Origin of the sequence: Sphaerospermopsis reniformis (assembly GCF_005402885.1) — a bacterium.
Lineage (GTDB): Bacteria > Cyanobacteriota > Cyanobacteriia > Cyanobacteriales > Nostocaceae > Sphaerospermopsis > Sphaerospermopsis kisseleviana.
Map to the genome: position 1 here is coordinate 16,191 of NZ_BJCE01000028.1, position 18,270 is coordinate 34,460.

The window sequence follows — 18,270 nt, forward strand, 5'->3', positions numbered from 1 at the left end:
TAAAGTATACTGAAGATACCATAAAATCTTTACACTATTGATAATACTAACTCTAGTATATATAGAGTTCTTTGTTTAAATCTTGTTAATCGTAATTTTTACTAACAATTTAATAATTGCTAGTTCATATCCTTTGCTCTCAAGGATTTTTTTTATCCATACCCTCAATGTGTCATAAAAATCACGCCTTTATTTATAATATAATTGTACTAAAATCAGACTTACTAGGAACAGTATGTTTCAAATTTAACAGTATTTGTGGTCATCTGGGCGAAAATTCGCCTGTAAAGACCAAATTTACTCACTAACTTTTATCTTTACTGATACAGCAGATTGCATATCAACGAGGTACAGAATCAAAATTGAAACCTAGACACATTCGCCAGTTTCACTCCTGACTCCTGCCTCCTGCCTCCTGCCTCCTGCCTTCGTTAAATTTGATTCAATATGACTACTAATGTCACGATCCCAAAAATAATCATCAATCCCCCAGGCATAAATTTCCGTGTTTTAGCCAATCTAATGGAAAAGAAAAATACTAACACACCAATAACAAAAGCTGCTACACTTAAACCCCAGCTTTGTCCTTGAAGTTGGCAGTAAGCAGCAAAGATAATGAATAAGCCACTAATTATACCACTAATTAAGGAAACTTTGCTCTTGGCTTGGATGTAGCCAATGATTCCACCTAATAATGCTAAAATGCCGTAGCCAAAAGCGGCAACTATACCTAAATTCATTGTTACAGCCTGTGTTGATTTGGATTTTACTTTTAGATTGAGCAGACAAATACAGTTAATTGATGGATGATCAAGGAATGTCTACCGTAAATACTTCGTCTTACACCAAAGTTCAATTCTTCCAACGCCAAGCAGCGTCTCTTTTAATTTACCAATCAGTTCTTAAAGGCGAAGTAGCGATCGCATTTCTTGATCTGCTGCAAGCTATACGTTACACTGACGCAGATGGGCGCGACTGTCTCCAAGCTTACGGTAATTATTTTCAAGCTTTGGCAGCCAGTAAACAAACCTGGGAAGAATACTTAATTAAACAAATTCTCATTGCGGATAACCCCTTTACCAGACTAGCTCAACAGCGAGAATTTACTGATTTACCACCAGCCTTAATTGCAGCAGCCCAGCATGATTTACAAGCCTTACAAAATTTATATCAATGTAATAGTGCTGTTTTAAGTGAGTGGGTGCAAGTGGTATCTCATTTGCCAGTTTCCCCAGTCGTCTGGTATCAAGAACCCCAAGCAGTAGAAGTTGATACTGATTTAATCAGCACTTTACAGCAATTAGATACTTGGGCTGATGCTGTTGAAGACTTAGCCGCTTATTATCAACAGCATGGCACTGGTTTATTTGCCCAATATCGCGCTTTTAGGTGGCAAGATGGGCAGTTTTTAGGTATACTCTATCCTGATCCAGTTAAACTAGATACATTAGTAGGTTACGATTGGCAAAAAGATGCTTTGTTAAAAAATACCCTGTTTTTATTGTCAGGACAACCAGCACTGCACGTATTACTATACGGTAGTCGCGGTTCTGGTAAGTCATCTTTAGTAAAATCTTTATTAAACGAATATAGCGACAAAAACCTGCGCTTAATCGAAGTGGCAAAATCAGAATTACAAAACTTACCAAAAATTGTTGAACATTTACGAGGAGTGCCGCAAAAATTTATTATCTTTGTCGATGATCTTTCCTTCGAGGAAGATGATGATGCTTTTAAAGCACTAAAAGTAGTTTTAGAAGGCAGCTTAACCGCTAGACCAGAAAATGTAATTGTTTATGCTACATCCAACCGTCGGCACTTGATTAGAGAGTATTTTAGTGATAGACCTACCCCCAAGGATAACGAAGAAGTCCATGCTTGGGATACAATGCAGGAAAAGCTTTCCTTTAGCGATCGCTTTGGTTTAACATTAACCTTTGAAGCCGCAGATCAAAAAACATATTTACACATTGTTCAGCATTTAGCAGTACAAACAGGCATTAATCTTAAACCCGAAGATTTAGAATTTCAAGCTTTACAATGGGCAACTCGTCATAATGGCCGTTCTGGCCGCACAGCACGGCAGTTTATTGACTTCTTAAAAGCAGATTTAGCTGTGTATGGTAATAATAAAAATAGACTGTAATTAATTTACAGCAATCAGCAGTCAGCTTTTAAAACTCTTAACTTAGCGACAGCTATACTATTAAATTTTTAAATACAGCAGATTGCAGATCCATGAGGTACAGAATCTAAATTGAAACCTATACACTAAGCTAGTTTTACTCCTGACTCCGGTTGGTGAGCGAAGCCGAACCACTGACTCCTGCTGTAACACACCCTGACTTTCAATAAAATGTGAACAATAATGACCTTAATAACTACTGATTCTCACCAGATTAATAAGCTAAAAACCAGCAAAATGCAATCAGGAATAGTAAGCAATAAAGTGATTTTAGGGGTATCAGCCTTTAGTGTAAGTTTTGGTTTAAGTCTTGTTCCCAACTGGGATTTTACTCAAGCCTTAGTTACTGGAATCATTACCGTACTTGCCACCTATTCAGCCGCCTTATTTGTGGATAAAAGACGCAGAAATTATGAACTGATGGTTTTAAGTTCTCTCTATAGAAAAATTAGAGAATTGGAAGGCTTAAAATATCGCATTGCCAGAGAATTAGAACAAGTACAACAACATAAAATTCTTCTCTATACAGAATCACAGCAACTACAAAATCAAATCGCAGAATCTCGTAATCAAAGAGATAATTTACATCGAGAAATAGGTAATTTTGCTGGACAAAAAAAGCATTTGGAGCTAGAAATTAATAGTATAAAAAATGCCATAGACAAATTAGAAGGCAGCACAATAGAACTCAAAAAATCTTGTTCTGAACTAGCAGCAGAAAAACGCCGTTTAGAGCTAAATTGTAACGTATCCCGTTCAGAAATAACCCAATTACAAGCCCAAATAGAAGCATTTAAGCAAGAAAAAGAAGAAATCGAAAATCACCTGATTCTCTCCAATAGACTCAAACCCCAACTAGAAGAAAAACTCTATGAACTCAGAATAGAAATCCAAGACTTAGAAAGCAAAGTCTTCACTAAAAATAACTTATTAAAAGAGACAATTAACGCCCAAGAAAATCTAGAAAATAAACTGAAAAATTTACAAAATCAAAAACAAGCACAACAGGCAGAAATTAGCCAATTACACAATCAAATTTCCTTATTACAAGATGAGCGAGACTTATTACAAAACCAAGTTTGGGAACTACTGCAAAACATAGAAAACCTCAATCAAGAACCATTATCTGATAATACCCAGGAAAATGAAGTTGAATTATTTCCCTTTGATGAATTACTAGAACCTATAGAAGAAAAGCTACCTTCAGAATGGAGGAATTTTTTAGAACAAATGCCAACCCATCAAATTCAGGTATTAAAAGCCATAATCGAACAAGATAATCCCCAAGCTATTATTAAACAAATTGCCGAGGCACAAATCACCATGCCTAATTTATTAATTGATGCTATCAATGAAATCGCCAAAAATACTATTGGTGAATTAATTATTGAAACAGCAGAAGACAAACCGGAAATTTACCCAGAACATCTGCTCAATGTCCAAAAAATTATAGTAATTCATGAAGATTAGAGAAATAAATAGCCCTCATTTATAAACTAATTTTAACCAAACTAATTTTAACCAAACTAATTTTAACCATTGATTGAATAGAAAAAATTGTACTTTTATGATATAATATATTATGCTTTCAAGGAAAAATCAATTAATAACAAACACTAATACAAACTACATGAGCAAACAGAAAATATCAAAAAAAGTATCCACAGCTTTAATCAATTCCCTGGGTGCAGGAGTAGTTCCCAGAACCGGAATTGAACATATAGCCGTAGGTAGAGAAAAAGAACTAAATAGCCTCTTACAAAATCTCAATGATATAGCAGAAGGTGTAGCTGCATTTCGGTTTATAATTGGTAATTACGGTTCAGGAAAAAGCTTCATGCTACAGATGATTCGTAACCATGCAATGGAGCAAGGATTTGTAGTTGCTGATGTTGATTTATCCTCTGGAAGAAGACTAGGAGGAAGCAACAATGAAGGTTTAGCAACCTATCGAGAATTAATGAGTCGTTTAGCTACAAAAACCCGTCCTGATGGTGGTGCTTTAATTTCCATTTTAGAAGGATGGATTAATAAAATTCAGCAAGAAGTAGCCAAAGAAACAGGAATGCGTCCCAATGATGTAGGTTTTGATGACCAATTAGAAAACAAAATTCGGGAAGTAATTCATTATATTGAAGACTTAGTTCATGGCTTTGATTTTGGTAGTGTCATTATTGCTTATTGGCGCAGTTATCGCTTAGATGATGAAGAATTAAAAAACGCCTCCCTACGCTGGTTAAGAGGAGAATTTAACACCAAAACTGAAGCTAGAGCAGCTTTAGGAGTGCGTGTCATTATTGATGATGAAACTTGGTATGATTATATGAAATTATTAGCTAAATTCGTTGCAGAAATCGGCTATAAAGGACTGTTAATTTTAATAGATGAAGCAGTAAATTTATATCAAATATCTACTACAGTTACTCGTGAAAAGAACTATAATAGACTCTTGGGAATGTTTAACGATACCATGCAATGTAAAGCCGAAAATCTGGGGATTTTCATTGGTGGAACTACTCAATTTTTAGAAGACCCAAACCGGGGACTTTTTGCCGATCCAGCTTGGCGCAGACGAACCAAAGAAAGCCGATTTGTTACCCAAGCTAATGTACAAGAATACATCGGGCCTGTGATGCGTCTGCACCCCTTAACAGAAACAGAGATACTTACACTTTTGCAAAGATTAACAGAAATTCATGCCTTAAATTTTGGTTATGAACCAAGATTAAAAGAGACAGATTTAAAAGAATTTGTCCAAGAAATTGTGACTCGCTTAGGTGCAGAAGCTTTATTAACACCAGGGGAAATAATTCGGGATTTTATTAGTGTGTTAAATGTTCTTTATCAAAACCCAGAAATTAAATTCTCTGAATTAATTCACGGTGATAATTTTCAACTTACGGTAGCAGGTAAAGATAGCTATTTAGATGATGATGCTGCCGAATTTAGTTTATGATTATTTCGTTTTTTTCGATGGTGTGACTGTTACAAAGCTGACTACTGTTAGCGTAACTTACCGTATGACTCCTACGTCTTCACGCAAGCCATAGGTGTTAGCTGAATGCTTACAGGTTTTAAACCTTGAATGAAACAATTGTCAATTGTCAATTATCAATTATCAATTGATAACTTACTCTTTTGTAATTGGTAAACCAAGCCATTCACTAAGTTCTTGTGCTAACCAATCTAATTCTATGGTACTAACAGAAAACATATTATTTTGACTGGTATTAATTTCATACTTTGTCAGCCCCGCCCAGATAATTAAACAGGGATGAGGAGCAAGATTATAATATATACTACCACGCTCCAAACGAATAATATTCTTTCTGTGACTGGGAAGAGGATGATAGCGCCTCATACCAAATAAGTCATAACATAAAGAAATTTCTCGTTTATTGATATACAGTCTTTTTTTGCCAAATAAAGACAGTAGAACGATAAAAATCAATAGGAATATATTAAGTGTAGGTAGCAAAGGTGAAAGGATACCAAATATAGGTGAAAAAATGGAAAAAACAATAGAAAGCGGTAAAACGGTCGTAAAATACCAAACAAACATCACCCCTACCTTAGACATTCCTGATTTGGGGGGAATGAGAATTTCTATAAACTCAGCATTTTTATTTAACATCACCTGACTACCAAAAGGCTTTTCTAAAATCAAATTAGATGTCCTTACTGGAGCAGGAATTTTATTAATAGGTACTTGTAGAGCTTGTAAAGCTTGATCCGCAGAAGTAAAACGTTTACTCAACATCGGTTGTGTCATTCTCCGCAACCAATTACTAAAATCACGACTAATATTTGCAGCTTCTTCAAATTTAATGACTAAATCTTGTTGCGGTAAATCTGCTGGATGTTGACCTGTAACTAAATAAATTAAAGTTGCACCCAAACCATACAAGTCAGAAGCAGGACTAGCTTTACCACTAAATTGTTCAGGTGGCATATATCCATAACTACCCACAACAGTCATGGTACTATTACTTCTAACAATAGTTTGCACTGAACCAAAATCAACTAAATAAACATCACCAACACTATTACCAGAGCGATTTGTTAATAATATATTGCTCGGTTTAATATCACGATGAATTACTGGTGGTTGCTGACTGTGTAAATATTTGAGAATTTCTAGCAATGCAGTTGCTAATTGTTTAACTTCTTTTTCACTAAAACTGCGTCCTGCTTTCAGTTGCATTTCCAAAGATTCAGCAGGAATATAACTTTGTACCAGTGCAAATCCTTTGTAGTTTGGTGTGTCTAATTCAAAATAATCTAAATATTGAGGAATAGCAGAATGAGAAAGTGATTTGAGGGTTTCTGCTTCCCGCTCAAATAACTTTAAATCGTGCCATTGAAAATCATCATCAAATGTTAGTAATTTCACTACTACCAGTTCTTGGGTTTGTAAGTCACGAGTTAACAGTGTCCTCCTTCCTGCTTTTTTACCTAGTTGTTGCTGGACTTCGTAGCGTTCTAATAACGTCTCTTTGGTAATATCACCTGCATCTTGATTTATCATTTTCCTAATTTTACAACTTCATTAAATTGATCACTTGACTTCTTGTTACTAGCTTACTGTAAGCTTACTGAAGTCAGCAACTAATATAAAACACAAAATTCTGTATACAACATTCTGTGAATATCCTGCTATCTATGAGTAACAGCACATTTTCTAGACTTGCTCCCTTTATCCAAGAATATATTTATCTTCACAATTGGACAGAATTAAGACCAGTACAAATTGCGGCTTGTGAAGTTATATTTCAAACTGATGCTCATTTGCTGGTTGCTGCTGCCACTGCTGCGGGAAAAACAGAAGCGGCGTTTTTACCTATTTTAACTTTACTACAGGAAAAACCATCTACTACTATACGTGTATTGTATATTAGTCCTATCAAAGCTTTAATTAATGACCAATTCCAACGCCTCAATGACTTATTAAAAACCGCAGATATTCCTGTATATTCTTGGCATGGTGATGTATCTCAAAGTCGCAAAAACAAACTTTTTAAAAATCCCCAAGGCATTCTGCAAATTACACCGGAATCTTTAGAAAGTTTATTAATCAATAAACATCAGGAATTAAGCAGATTATTTGCTGATTTACGTTTTATTATTATTGATGAAATTCACGCATTTATGGGTTCAGAAAGAGGTTGTCAAATTCTTTGTCAATTACAAAGATTAGCCAAATTTACCAAAATTAAACCTAGACGCATTGGTTTATCCGCAACTCTTGGTGATTATTCAGTAGCGGAACAATGGTTAATTTCAGGAACAGATAAACCAGTAATTACTCCAAATGTTGAAGCAGGAAAGCGGCAAGTAAAACTAGCTTTAGAACATTTTTTTATTAATGAAGATATTGATGAATCTGATTATGAAAAATATATTTTTAACCTTACCAAATCTCGTAAATGTTTAATTTTTGCTAATAACCGGAATCAAACAGAATCTGTTATTTCTTCTTTGCGGAACATAGCACAAACCGCAGGGTTTCCAGATATATATCATGTCCATCATGGTAGTATTTCTGCCAGCTTACGACAAACTGCGGAAAATGCTATGCGAGAAGCTAATACTCCTGCAGTGACAGCAGCAACTTTAACTTTAGAATTAGGGATAGATATCGGTTATTTAGAAAGAGTTATTCAATTAGAATCACCTTTATCTGTTGCAAGTTTTTTACAAAGATTGGGACGCAGTGGGAGAAGGGGAGAAACTGCGGATATGCGTTTTATTTGTGCAGAAGAAAAACCATTATCAGAAGCTTTTTTACCAGATCAAATTCCCTGGCAACTTTTACAGTGTATCGCTATTATTCAACTTTATTTAGAAGAACGTTGGATAGAACCAATTACACCAATTAAATATCCTTTTAGTTTACTTTATCATCAAACTATGAGTATTTTAGCAGCAACGGGAGCAATTTCACCTGCTGCTTTAGCTCAACAAATTTTGAATTTATCACCTTTTGCTAATATTTCCCAAGATAATTATAAAACCTTACTTCGTTATTTAATTGATATTAATCACATTCAAAAAACGGAAACTGGTAAATTAATTATTGGTTTAGCAGGGGAAAAAGTAGTTAATAAATTTCAGTTTTATGCTGTGTTTGCTGACTATCAAGAATATACTGTGAAACAAGGGACAACAGAAATAGGTAGTATTGCTACACCTCCTGCTGTGGGTAATCAATTTGGGTTAGCTGGTAAGAGTTGGCAAGTGTTAGAAGTTGATTTTAAAAAGCAGGTGATTTTGGTTAAACAAGTTGAAGGTAAGGCTAATGGTAAAGATAATATCTATTGGCGTGGTGGAAGTGGGAATATTCATGGGAGAATTTTACAAAGAATGCGTCAGGTTTTGTTAGAAGATACAGAATATAGTTATTTACAAAAAAATGCTCAATTGCGTTTGCAGGAAGTGAGGAAATTAACGCGCAAGGTGGGATTAGATAAACAGAATATTATACAATTAGAAAAAAATAAATGCTGCATCTTTCCTTGGATGGGTACGGTAGGTTATCGGACTTTAGAAAGATTATTAAATTGTTTTTGTCGAGAATCTTTAGAGATTAGTAGTATTGGTGGGATAAATCCTTATTATTTGACTTTGAAAGTGGGTAAGGATAAGTTTTCTGCTGTTTATTCAGAAATAGTTGGTTTATGTGAGCAAAGAATTACAGCAGAACATTTAGTGAGTCATGCAGAAGCACCGAAATTACAAAAATATGATCAGTTTATTCCTGATGAGTTGTTGCGTAAAGCCTTTGTTAAGGATTATTTGGATATAGAGGAGATGAGGAAAGAGGTTTTAAAATGGTGATTTTAGATCAGCAAAAATTGGATCATTTAAGTTGTATATTTAGGGCGGGCAAGACTTGTACTCAGCGGTTAGTGAGCTTGTACTGAGCGACTTGTACTGAGCGTAGTCGAAGTAAGTCGAAGTGCGGAGTCGAACTATGTCGAACCATGCCCAAACCACAAAATTTTGATAAAATTCTGATATGTAACATAAATTTGTTTTAACTCAGTCTATTTTGAAATGATGTATTCAAATAATTCCACATCTACAGAAAAAACTGCTGTTGTGATTGGGGGAAGCATCGCCGGAATGTTGGCGGCTCAGGTGCTGACTTGGTATTTTGACCGTGTAATAATTGTAGAAAAGGACTTGCTAGGGTCAACTGCACAACCAGAAAAACGCCCTGGTGTTCCCCAATCTTTTCATGTTCATGCCCTACTGATACGGGGGCAACAGATTTTAGAACAATTGTTTCCTGGTATACTTGCTGAATTAGCAGAGTCAGGTACACCTTTTGTAAATTGGACAGCAGATGTTCCTTGGTTGGGTTCTAGCGGATGGTGTCCCCGTTTTCACTCTCATTTAGCTACCCACACCTGTAGCCGGAATTTGCTAGAGTGGATTATCCGCCAGCGTTTGGTGGCAAATGATCGTGTGAAATTGAGGTTAGGTACACAGGTAACTAGCTTTTTATCAAACGCGGACAAAACTCAGGTTACTGGTGTACGGATACGCACTGGTAATGAACCGGAAATAGAGATATTTGCGGATTTAGTGGTAGATGCAACTGGACGAACTTCGCGCACACCTCACTGGTTGCAAGAAATGGGCTATGAACCAACCCAGGAAACAATTGTTAATTCTTTTTTAGGCTACGCTAGTCGCTGGTATCAAATTCCATCAGATTTGCAAATAGATTGGCAATCAGTGTATATAACAGCACAACCACCAGGTACTCGTGGGGGTGTGATTTATAAAGTTGAAGGTAATCGGTGGATTGTGACACTGGTGGGTATAGGTCGAGATTATCCACCTACGGATGAGGGTGGTTTTTTGGAATTTGCTCGCAGTTTGCGATCGCCTATTATTTACGAAACCATCAAAAACGCTCAACCAATTTCACCAATTTACGCCTATAAACGCACAGAAAACTGTCTGCGTCATTATGAAAAACTGTCTAGATTCCCAGAAAATTTAGTAGTAGTCGGTGATGCTGTTTGTAGCTTCAATCCTGTTTACGGTCAAGGTATGACTACCGCTGCTTTAGGTGCTGTAACTCTGGATGAATGTTTAAGTAAGCAAGAAAATTTAACTGGTCTATCTCGACGGTTTCAAAAACAACTTAACAAGGTAATTAGTATACCTTGGATGATTGCTACAGGTGAAGATTTCCGTTGGTCTACCACCGAGGGAGGAAAACCCAGTTTAATTAATAAAATGATGCAAAAATATTTAGAACAAGTGCTGGTTTTACAAAGCAAAAGTGGCGAAGTTCATCAGTTGTTTTTAGAAGTAATCAACATGATCAAACCTCCCAGGGCATTTTTCCATCCCAGAATTTTCATGCAGGTTTTGAAACAGGTGTTAACTTCCCACGTTCAAGGGGAAAATTTGAGTCATGGGGAGAATTTAACCAAATCTCTACCTGCTGTTTTAGAGTAGGTTTTCAGAATTTATCCGCTTTGTTAGGGTTGGCATTAGCTTTTGTGGGGTCGGCATACTATGGCTAACGCCACGCTACGCGAACGACAAGCTCAGTACAAGTCTTGCCCGCCCTAATTCTGTAAACTTTACTACTTTTTAAACATCCTCTTAAAAAACTCAGGGATTTGAAAAAAACTAAAGTTATGTTTAAAAAGTTTAAGTAAAAACACGTAAAAACACACAAATTTTGTAAAATTTTCTAAAAGTTATCTTATTCCTACAAACAACCCGAAAGTTTTCAGTTAACTTATAAATAACACTATTTAAAATCATCAAAATCATTATGCACAGATTATTATCTGGACCGTTGACGACAGAAAAATTAACGGTAAAAATTGCGGGTTTACCTGCATCATTACAAGGTAAAAAACTGGTGCAAATGTCAGATTTTCACTATGATGGTGTACGGTTATCAGATAAAATGTTAAGTCAGGCGATCGCCATCGCTAACCAAGTAAAACCCGACTTAATTTTATTAACCGGCGACTTCATCACCACCAGCACCGCAACCCTTGATCAACTAGCAAAATACCTGAAAAAATTGCAAAGTCGTCATGGTATTTATGCCGTACTGGGAAACCACGATTTATATTATAAAAATTCCCAAACTGAAGTTACAACCACATTCACAAATATAGGTATTCATGTTCTTTGGAATCAAATTTCCTATCCATTAGGAAAAGAATTACCAATTGTAGGACTAGCAGATTTTTACTCAAAAGAATTTAATCCTACACCAGTGATGAACCAACTAGATCCTGATACACCTTGCATAGTTTTATCCCATAACCCAGATACAGCAGAAATATTGCAAAAATGGCGCGTAGATTTGCAATTATCTGGTCATACTCACGGCGGACAAATCGTTATTCCTGGGTTGGGTCCTGTCTTAATGATTCAACATAAAATTCTCAGAATAACACCCAAAATATTACAAAATTTCCTGCCATTTTTCAGAAAAAAACACCCTGTATGTAATCATTGGGAATGGTCACAAGGTTTCCATAAAATAGGCAAAAATCAACTATATATTAATCGCGGTTTAGGTACTTATTTACCAGGACGTTTATTTTGTCCGCCAGAAGTGACTATCATTACTTTACAAAGTAAATAAAAATTGGCAGATAATAAAATATCTATCAGCTTTCAGCAGTCAATGTTTGAGAGGTTAAGCCAAAAATCACTATTTGATAATCTATCAATTTATCAAAAATTCTGACTCCTGACTTCTAAATTCTGACATTATTTTATTATAATTTTAAGAATTGTTAACTGTCAAAAATTAAGGTCATGAACGCAGCCGACGATAAAACAATAGTCCGCGAATACTTCAACTCTACAGGTTTTGACCGTTGGAGACGCATCTATGGAGATGGTGAGGTCAACAAAGTACAGCTAGATATCCGTACTGGACATCAACAAACCGTAGATACCGTCATCGGCTGGTTAAAAGATGATAACAATTTATCCCAGTTAACCATCTGCGATGCTGGGTGTGGTGTTGGTAGTCTCAGTATTCCCCTGGCTACTGAAGGTGCTAAAGTTTACGCCAGTGATATTTCCGCCAAAATGGTCTCAGAAGCACAGGATAGGGCTGCATTAGCTTTAAAAAATACAGTTAATCCTGATTTTACAGTACAAGACTTAGAATCGTTAAGTGGCAATTATCACACAGTTATTTGTTTGGATGTGCTGATTCATTACCCCCAAGAAAAAGCAGATGAAATGATTTCTCACTTGTGTTCTTTAGCACAATCACGCATCATGATTAGTTTTGCCCCAAAAACCTTTTTTCTGTCTATCCTCAAAAAAATAGGTACTTTCTTCCCAGGACCAAGTAAAACAACTCGTGCTTATTTACACCGTGAAGCAGATGTAGTGAAAATTCTGGAGAAAAATGGCTTTAAAATACAAAGAAAAGCCATGACTAGAACCCGTTTCTATTTTTCCCGCTTGTTAGAAGCTACAAGGTAAAAATTCCTTGTTTCTCGTTCCCATACTCTGTATGGGAATGAATTTTAGCAGACTCTGGCTGCGATTAAATCAGAGGCAGAGCCTCTTCATCGCATTCCCAGTGGGAGACTGGGAACGAGATAATATTAGTGGAACATAAAAGCAAGTAAGGTTAAAATCGCAAGCAAAGTCTAACTCAGAAGTAAAACTATGAAAACGGCGGAAAAATTGGCTGCTGGTTGGCTGCTTACACTCGGATTCATGTTTTTAACGATATCAGTAACCGCAGGAATTGAAAAACTGACAGCAGAAAAATCAATAAATATACCTACTCAAGATGAGTATGATTGGCAAAATCCCGATTATGAGAATAATGACACTATAGTAGGGGGTATTATTTTTGGTGTTCCTAGTTTGATATTAGGTGGTTGGTTAGCATTAGGACTATATAAGGAAAGCCGACAAAATAAAAAAGCGATTACTCAACAAAATCATGAGCGGTTACAATCCCAATTTTATCAAATATTACAAGCGAATAATGGCAAAATCACATTGTTAAGTTTTGCCATGCAGTCACAGTTACCAGCCGCAGAAGCTAAAGAATATTTAGACCAAAAAGCTAAAGAATTTAATGCTAATTTTCAAGTCAATGAAGAAGGAGGGGTATCATATCACTTTGATGTTTAATGTCACTTTGCTCATTTACAGCTAGGTTATAATGACGCATATTTTTTTGACTGTAGGCGCTATTTTCGGTGGTTTATCTGTAGCTGCTGGTGCGTTTGGCGCTCATGCTTTGCGGGAAAAAGTCAGTGAAAGAATGTTGGAAATTTTCGACACTGGCGCACGTTATCAAATGTATCATGCCCTGGCATTGTTGTTAGTGGCTATCCTCATCAGTCGCTTTGAAACTCCACCTACAACTCTGTTAGCTAGTGGCTGGTTATTTATTATTGGTGTGGTGATTTTTTCTGGCAGCTTGTATGCTATCACATTTTCTGGTATAAAATCACTGGGAGCGATCGCACCATTAGGAGGAGTTTCATTAATGGCTGGTTGGGCTGCTTTAGCTATTACTGCTGCAACTATCAAATTTTGATATTTATCAGTTATCAGAGATAATAGGCTGTAGGGACTATTTATCCTGATACCTGTAAGGGTTTAGAAATTCTAAACCCCTACTGACTCCTAAAATATTGCATTTAAAATATTCCATTATTCATGATCACCTTTGATTGTTTTATTACACTCTTATGTCGCCAACAAAAGAATTAGCAGTTGAATTTAAAAATGTCAGTTTTGAAATTAATCACCGTCTCTTATTATCTAACCTAAATCTTAGCATTTATCAAGGAGAAGCATTAATTTTATTAGGGCGTAGTGGCAGTGGTAAAACTACAACTTTAAAATTAATCAATCATTTACTGACACCCACCCAAGGACAGGTTTTAGTACAATCAAAATCCACTACCCAATGGAATGTAATTAAACTGAGAAGAAAAATAGGTTACGTTATTCAAGAAACAGGTTTATTTCCCCATTTTACCGTAGCTGAAAATGTGGGAATTGTACCATCTTTAGAAAAATGGTCAGCAAATAAAATTCAAACAAGAGTCCATGAAATGTTAGAATTAGTAGGTTTAGAACCTACAAAATTTGCCCAACGTTATCCCCATCAACTATCAGGAGGCCAACGTCAAAGAGTAGGAGTTGCTAGGGCTTTAGCCGCAGATCCACCTATACTATTAATGGATGAACCTTTTGGGGCGTTAGATCCTATTACTCGTTTAGAATTACAACAACAGTTTCAATATTTACAACAACAATTAGGAAAAACCGTGATATTTGTCACCCATGATATTCAAGAAGCTTTCTTTTTAGCCTCCAGAATTGGTTTAATGTATGAAGGAAATTTAGTTGCTTTAGGAACGAGAAGAGAATTTATTAAATCCCAGCATCCTGAAGCACAGGCTTTTTTATCTTGTTTGAATGCTTTAAAACATTGGGAAGAACTTAATTAAGAAAGGAGTCAGGAGTGGGGAGTAAGGTTGAATTTAAACGCTTTATTAACTCTGAATTAATACTTCAGATACATCAATTAAAAATATATAACAATCAAAAATCATGTTTTTATTTAAATATGCTTCAGAAATTATCCTCCGCAGTGGCGAACATTTAATATTAGTAGCTATAGCCATGATAGTGGCCATTTCTATTGGTATTCCTTTGGGTATTTTTATTACCCGTAAACCAAAACTTGCACCTCCCATTTTGGGTTTAGCAAACGCTATCCAAACTATTCCCAGTTTAGCCATATTTGGTTTTTTAATTTCCGTTCCCTTTTTAGGAGGAATCGGTAAAAATCCGGCTGTTGTTGCCTTAACTCTTTACGCCTTATTACCCATAATTCGTAATACTTATATTGGTATTAATGGCATTGATCCCGCCATTAAAGAAGCGGGCATAGGTATAGGAATGACAGATAGAGAATTATTATTTCAAGTAGAAATTCCTTTAGCTTTAGGAGTTATTTTAGCAGGTGTAAGAGTTGCTACTGTTATATCTGTAGGAATTGCCACTATTGCTGCTGCTATTGGTGGTGGTGGTTTGGGAATCTTTATTTTTAGGGGTATTTCTACAGTTAATAATGAATTGATTTTAGCAGGTGCAATACCCGCAGCTTTAATTGCTTTAGGTGCAGATTTTGGATTAGGTTTTTTAGAAAAAACCTTCACTAAGCAACAAGGAAGTAAACCAAAAATAGCTGTGATTTTAGGAATAATTGTCTTTATTATATCTGGATTATTTGTATTTAACTCTCAGCAAACATCAGCGACAATCACTATTGGTTCAAAAAACTTTACTGAACAAGTAATTTTAGGTGAAATATTAGCACAAACAATAGAAAACAATACTAATTTAAAAGTAGATAGAAAGTTTAATTTAGGTGGTACATTTATTGCCCATGAAGCAGTAAAAGCTGGAAAAATAGCGGGTTATGTAGAATATACAGGTACTGCGTTTACCGCAGTTTTAAAAGAAAAAAACATTACAGATCCGCAAGTTGTTTATGAAAGAACTAAAAAAGCATATCAAGAAAAATATAATTTAACCGTCATGCAACCTTTAGGTTTTGAAAATACCTATGCGATGCTTATTCGTGCTGAAGATGCAAAAAAATGGCAAGTTAAAACCCTTTCAGAAATTGCTAAATATACTCCCCAAATGCAAGCAGGTTTTGGTTATGAATTTTTAGAACGTGCTGACGGTTATCCTGGTTTATCTAAAACTTATGGTTTAAAATTTGCTAATATTAAACAAATGGAATTAGGTTTAATGTATCAAGCTTTAAAGGAAAAACAAGTTGATTTCATAGCCGCAAATTCTACAGATGGTTTAATTCCAGTTTTAAATTTAGTGATTTTAGCAGATGATAAAAAATACTTTCCACCTTATGAAGCAGTACCTGTTTTCAATCAAGAAATTCTTGAAAAATATCCAGAGTTAGTAGAAACTATTAATAAATTAGCGGGTAAAATTTCTACAGCAGAAATACAGCAGATGAATTATCAAGTTGATAATCAATCTCAACCTGTGGAAGAGGTGGTAAAGGAGTGGTTAAAATCTAAAAAAATATGAGAAATAATGAGAAATAATATGAATTTTGTGTTACCATTATCAGTAAGTGTTTGAAACAAGATAGCAGAGTATGAATATTACTATACCTGATGAAATTCTTGAATCTGCTCAAATCTCAACGGATGATATTAAAGTTGAACTAGCAATTTTATTATATCAACAAAAAAGAATTAGCATAGGTCAAGCTCGCCATTTAGCAGGAATGCACTTAATTCAATTTCAAAAAGAAATGGCAAGTCGGGGAATTTGCATTAATTATGGTGTTGAAGATTTTGAGGATGATATCAGAACATTGAAAGAATTAGGTGAATTATGATTGTTGTCAGCAATACTTCACCTATTACCAACCTAGCAGCTATTCAGAGAATAGATATATTGGAAAAAATCTATGATACTATTATTATCCCTCAAGCTGTTTATGACGAAATGTCAAATTGAAGTTATGAAGTTCCAGGAACAAAGGAAGTTAAAACCCTAGCATGGATTCAAGTTCAACCCGTGAGCAATTCTACATTAGTTGCAGAATTAAAAACAGAAATTGATCCTGGTGAAGCTGAGGCAATAGCATTAGCGATGGAAATAAAAGCTGATAGAATAATTATAGATGACTATAAGGGTAGAGTTGTAGCTTCTCGTTTAGGATTAAAAGTCACAGGAATTTTAGGAGTTCTCTTAATCGTTAAACACAGGGGATTAATTAACAATATTAAACCCATAGTGGATGATTTAATAAATATAGCAGGATTTAGAATTAGTCCCAAACTCTACAATCATATTTTAACAACTGCTAGTGAATATTAATACATTCTTCATAGAAAAATACCCTCTTTTTTGACATTATAATTAAAGGGAGTATTTTCCTTTTCAAATTTTGCAGAAGATATAAAATGACGGGAAATAACCACATCATGATTTAGGCAAATTTCAGATATTATCTGACTGGTTCTATCAATTTCGTGATAGGGGTTAATTTCTGATTTGAGAACTATCAAAATATCAATATCAGAAAATTCTTTAGCTTCTTCTCTCGCTTGAGAACCATATAGTATTATCGCTGATAATTGATCTTGATAAAGATTTTGCAAAGCTCGTTTAACTTCTTGCAATATCAGATTAAGCTGTGATTTGTTCATGACTGAAATCATCCCTTATAGTTATATGCTTAAAACTGAACTCGCAATTTTATTATATCAACAAAAAAGAATTAGCATAGTCCAATATCGTCAATTACAACTGTTCCTTGATTTTCTCAAATATCCAATCAGGAATAGCGTGTTCTGTGCTATAAACCGAATTATATTTCTGTTCTATTTCCTGCCAATTAATGCCCGAATTTGATAAAATTTCTTCAGTGAACATATCCAAAGCTTTACCTGTTAAACCTCTTTCTACACATCTTTTCATATACAACCGACTTTCTTCAATTTCTCCGATACATTCAAATGGTGTATGTTCACCTAAACCTACCATTTCTCGGAAAGTAGGAAGTAAGTCTAAATCATCAAATAAGTTGTTTTTGAAAACTTGATTAACTATACATACATTTGTACAAATAAATCTAATACCGCAGGTTCAAGATATTCGGCAATAGTTCATGAATTTTCAATTCGTCAATTTTAATAAGTGATATTTTCATAATTAAAGTTATTGTTCAGAAAAGTAGGTTGGGTTGACGTTAGGAAACCCAACATTGATAGATTAATAGGTTTTTGTTGGGTTGCGCTATCGCTTAACCCAACCTTGTATCTTAGAGGTATGTTAGAGGAAGTGGTAGACCGTCCCAACCTTGGTCAGAAAAGACCGCTTCGTAGCAAGGATCACCACAACAATCTCCATGACAGAACTCGAACAGTCGCCTGGGGTAAAAACTATGAACAAAGACATAGATAATATAGCCCGTATCGTGCAAGGATGAGTGAAATCAAGGGGATGAATAAAAAACAAAACAAATTAAAAGAAAGTAGTGGAAAGTG

Annotated in this window: 16 protein-coding genes and 1 pseudogene; 13 read left to right on the forward strand and 4 right to left on the reverse strand. The window is 35.2% G+C overall.

Annotation, left to right across the window (positions count from 1 at the left end; all coding sequences use genetic code 11):
- Positions 1 to 431 precede the first annotated feature (431 nt).
- Positions 432 to 740 carry a TMEM14 family protein gene (locus FFR48_RS06355; protein WP_096567388.1) on the reverse strand — a complete coding sequence of 103 codons (309 nt, stop codon included), beginning with the start codon at positions 738 to 740 and terminating at the stop codon, positions 432 to 434.
- 77 nt (positions 741 to 817) lie between these two features.
- On the opposite strand from FFR48_RS06355, the gene FFR48_RS06360 reads away from it, so the two are divergent.
- The 3 genes from FFR48_RS06360 (at position 818) to FFR48_RS06370 (ending at position 5,141) form a co-directional block, all read left to right on the forward strand.
- The gene (locus FFR48_RS06360; RefSeq protein ID WP_201277583.1) at positions 818 to 2,146 is read left to right on the forward strand and encodes an ATP-binding protein; all 1,329 of its coding nucleotides are present in this window, start codon (positions 818 to 820) and stop codon (positions 2,144 to 2,146) included.
- 222 nt (positions 2,147 to 2,368) lie between these two features.
- A complete protein-coding gene (locus FFR48_RS06365) occupies positions 2,369 to 3,655 on the forward strand; it encodes a tellurite resistance TerB C-terminal domain-containing protein (RefSeq protein WP_236104007.1) in 1,287 nt (428 codons plus the stop codon).
- Between the two features lie 160 nt (positions 3,656 to 3,815).
- Entirely contained in the window at positions 3,816 to 5,141 is a 1,326-nt protein-coding gene (locus FFR48_RS06370) for an ATP-binding protein (RefSeq protein WP_137666756.1), read from the forward strand.
- Positions 5,142 to 5,315: 174 nt separating this feature from the next.
- Here FFR48_RS06370 and FFR48_RS06375 read toward each other — a convergent pair whose 3' ends face one another.
- Positions 5,316 to 6,713, reverse strand: coding sequence for a serine/threonine protein kinase (locus FFR48_RS06375; protein WP_137666757.1), 1,398 nt, complete (start codon positions 6,711 to 6,713; stop codon positions 5,316 to 5,318).
- A gap of 134 nt (positions 6,714 to 6,847) precedes the next feature.
- On the opposite strand from FFR48_RS06375, the gene FFR48_RS06380 reads away from it, so the two are divergent.
- The 10 genes and pseudogenes from FFR48_RS06380 to FFR48_RS30795 all read left to right on the forward strand — a co-directional run bounded on the left by FFR48_RS06380 (position 6,848) and on the right by FFR48_RS30795 (position 17,098).
- Positions 6,848 to 9,022, forward strand: a complete 2,175-nt coding sequence (locus FFR48_RS06380; protein WP_137666758.1) for a DEAD/DEAH box helicase — start codon at positions 6,848 to 6,850, stop codon at positions 9,020 to 9,022.
- Positions 9,023 to 9,241: 219 nt separating this feature from the next.
- Positions 9,242 to 10,663 carry an FAD-dependent oxidoreductase gene (locus tag FFR48_RS06385; RefSeq protein ID WP_137666759.1) on the forward strand — a complete coding sequence of 474 codons (1,422 nt, stop codon included), beginning with the start codon at positions 9,242 to 9,244 and terminating at the stop codon, positions 10,661 to 10,663.
- Positions 10,664 to 10,988: 325 nt separating this feature from the next.
- Positions 10,989 to 11,819, forward strand: a complete 831-nt coding sequence (locus tag FFR48_RS06390; protein WP_137666760.1) for a metallophosphoesterase — start codon at positions 10,989 to 10,991, stop codon at positions 11,817 to 11,819.
- 176 nt (positions 11,820 to 11,995) lie between these two features.
- Positions 11,996 to 12,679, forward strand: a complete 684-nt coding sequence (bchM, locus tag FFR48_RS06395; protein WP_096567375.1) for a magnesium protoporphyrin IX methyltransferase — start codon at positions 11,996 to 11,998, stop codon at positions 12,677 to 12,679.
- Positions 12,680 to 12,868: 189 nt separating this feature from the next.
- Positions 12,869 to 13,345 carry a hypothetical protein gene (locus tag FFR48_RS06400; RefSeq protein ID WP_137666761.1) on the forward strand — a complete coding sequence of 159 codons (477 nt, stop codon included), beginning with the start codon at positions 12,869 to 12,871 and terminating at the stop codon, positions 13,343 to 13,345.
- A gap of 31 nt (positions 13,346 to 13,376) precedes the next feature.
- On the forward strand, positions 13,377 to 13,757 hold the full coding sequence (locus FFR48_RS06405) for a DUF423 domain-containing protein (protein ID WP_137666762.1): 381 nt from the start codon (positions 13,377 to 13,379) through the stop codon (positions 13,755 to 13,757).
- Between the two features lie 154 nt (positions 13,758 to 13,911).
- Positions 13,912 to 14,679: an ATP-binding cassette domain-containing protein gene (locus FFR48_RS06410; RefSeq protein ID WP_137666763.1), complete on the forward strand. Its 768-nt coding sequence runs from the start codon at positions 13,912 to 13,914 to the stop codon at positions 14,677 to 14,679.
- Between the two features lie 103 nt (positions 14,680 to 14,782).
- Entirely contained in the window at positions 14,783 to 16,297 is a 1,515-nt protein-coding gene (locus tag FFR48_RS06415) for a glycine betaine ABC transporter substrate-binding protein (protein WP_137666764.1), read from the forward strand.
- 70 nt (positions 16,298 to 16,367) lie between these two features.
- Complete coding sequence (locus FFR48_RS06420) at positions 16,368 to 16,613, forward strand: UPF0175 family protein (protein ID WP_137666765.1); 246 nt, start codon at positions 16,368 to 16,370, stop codon at positions 16,611 to 16,613.
- Positions 16,610 to 17,098, forward strand: a pseudogene (locus FFR48_RS30795) (PIN domain-containing protein). Before FFR48_RS06420 ends, FFR48_RS30795 begins: the two are co-directional and overlap by 4 nt.
- 8 nt (positions 17,099 to 17,106) lie before the next feature.
- On the opposite strand, the gene FFR48_RS06430 reads toward FFR48_RS30795, so the two are convergent.
- Together FFR48_RS06430 and FFR48_RS06435 are read right to left on the reverse strand one after the other, a co-directional pair.
- Entirely contained in the window at positions 17,107 to 17,430 is a 324-nt protein-coding gene (locus FFR48_RS06430) for a nucleotidyltransferase domain-containing protein (protein ID WP_137666766.1), read from the reverse strand.
- 94 nt (positions 17,431 to 17,524) lie between these two features.
- A complete protein-coding gene (locus FFR48_RS06435) occupies positions 17,525 to 17,860 on the reverse strand; it encodes a MurL C-terminal domain-containing protein (RefSeq protein ID WP_503827304.1) in 336 nt (111 codons plus the stop codon).
- Positions 17,861 to 18,270 lie beyond the last annotated feature (410 nt).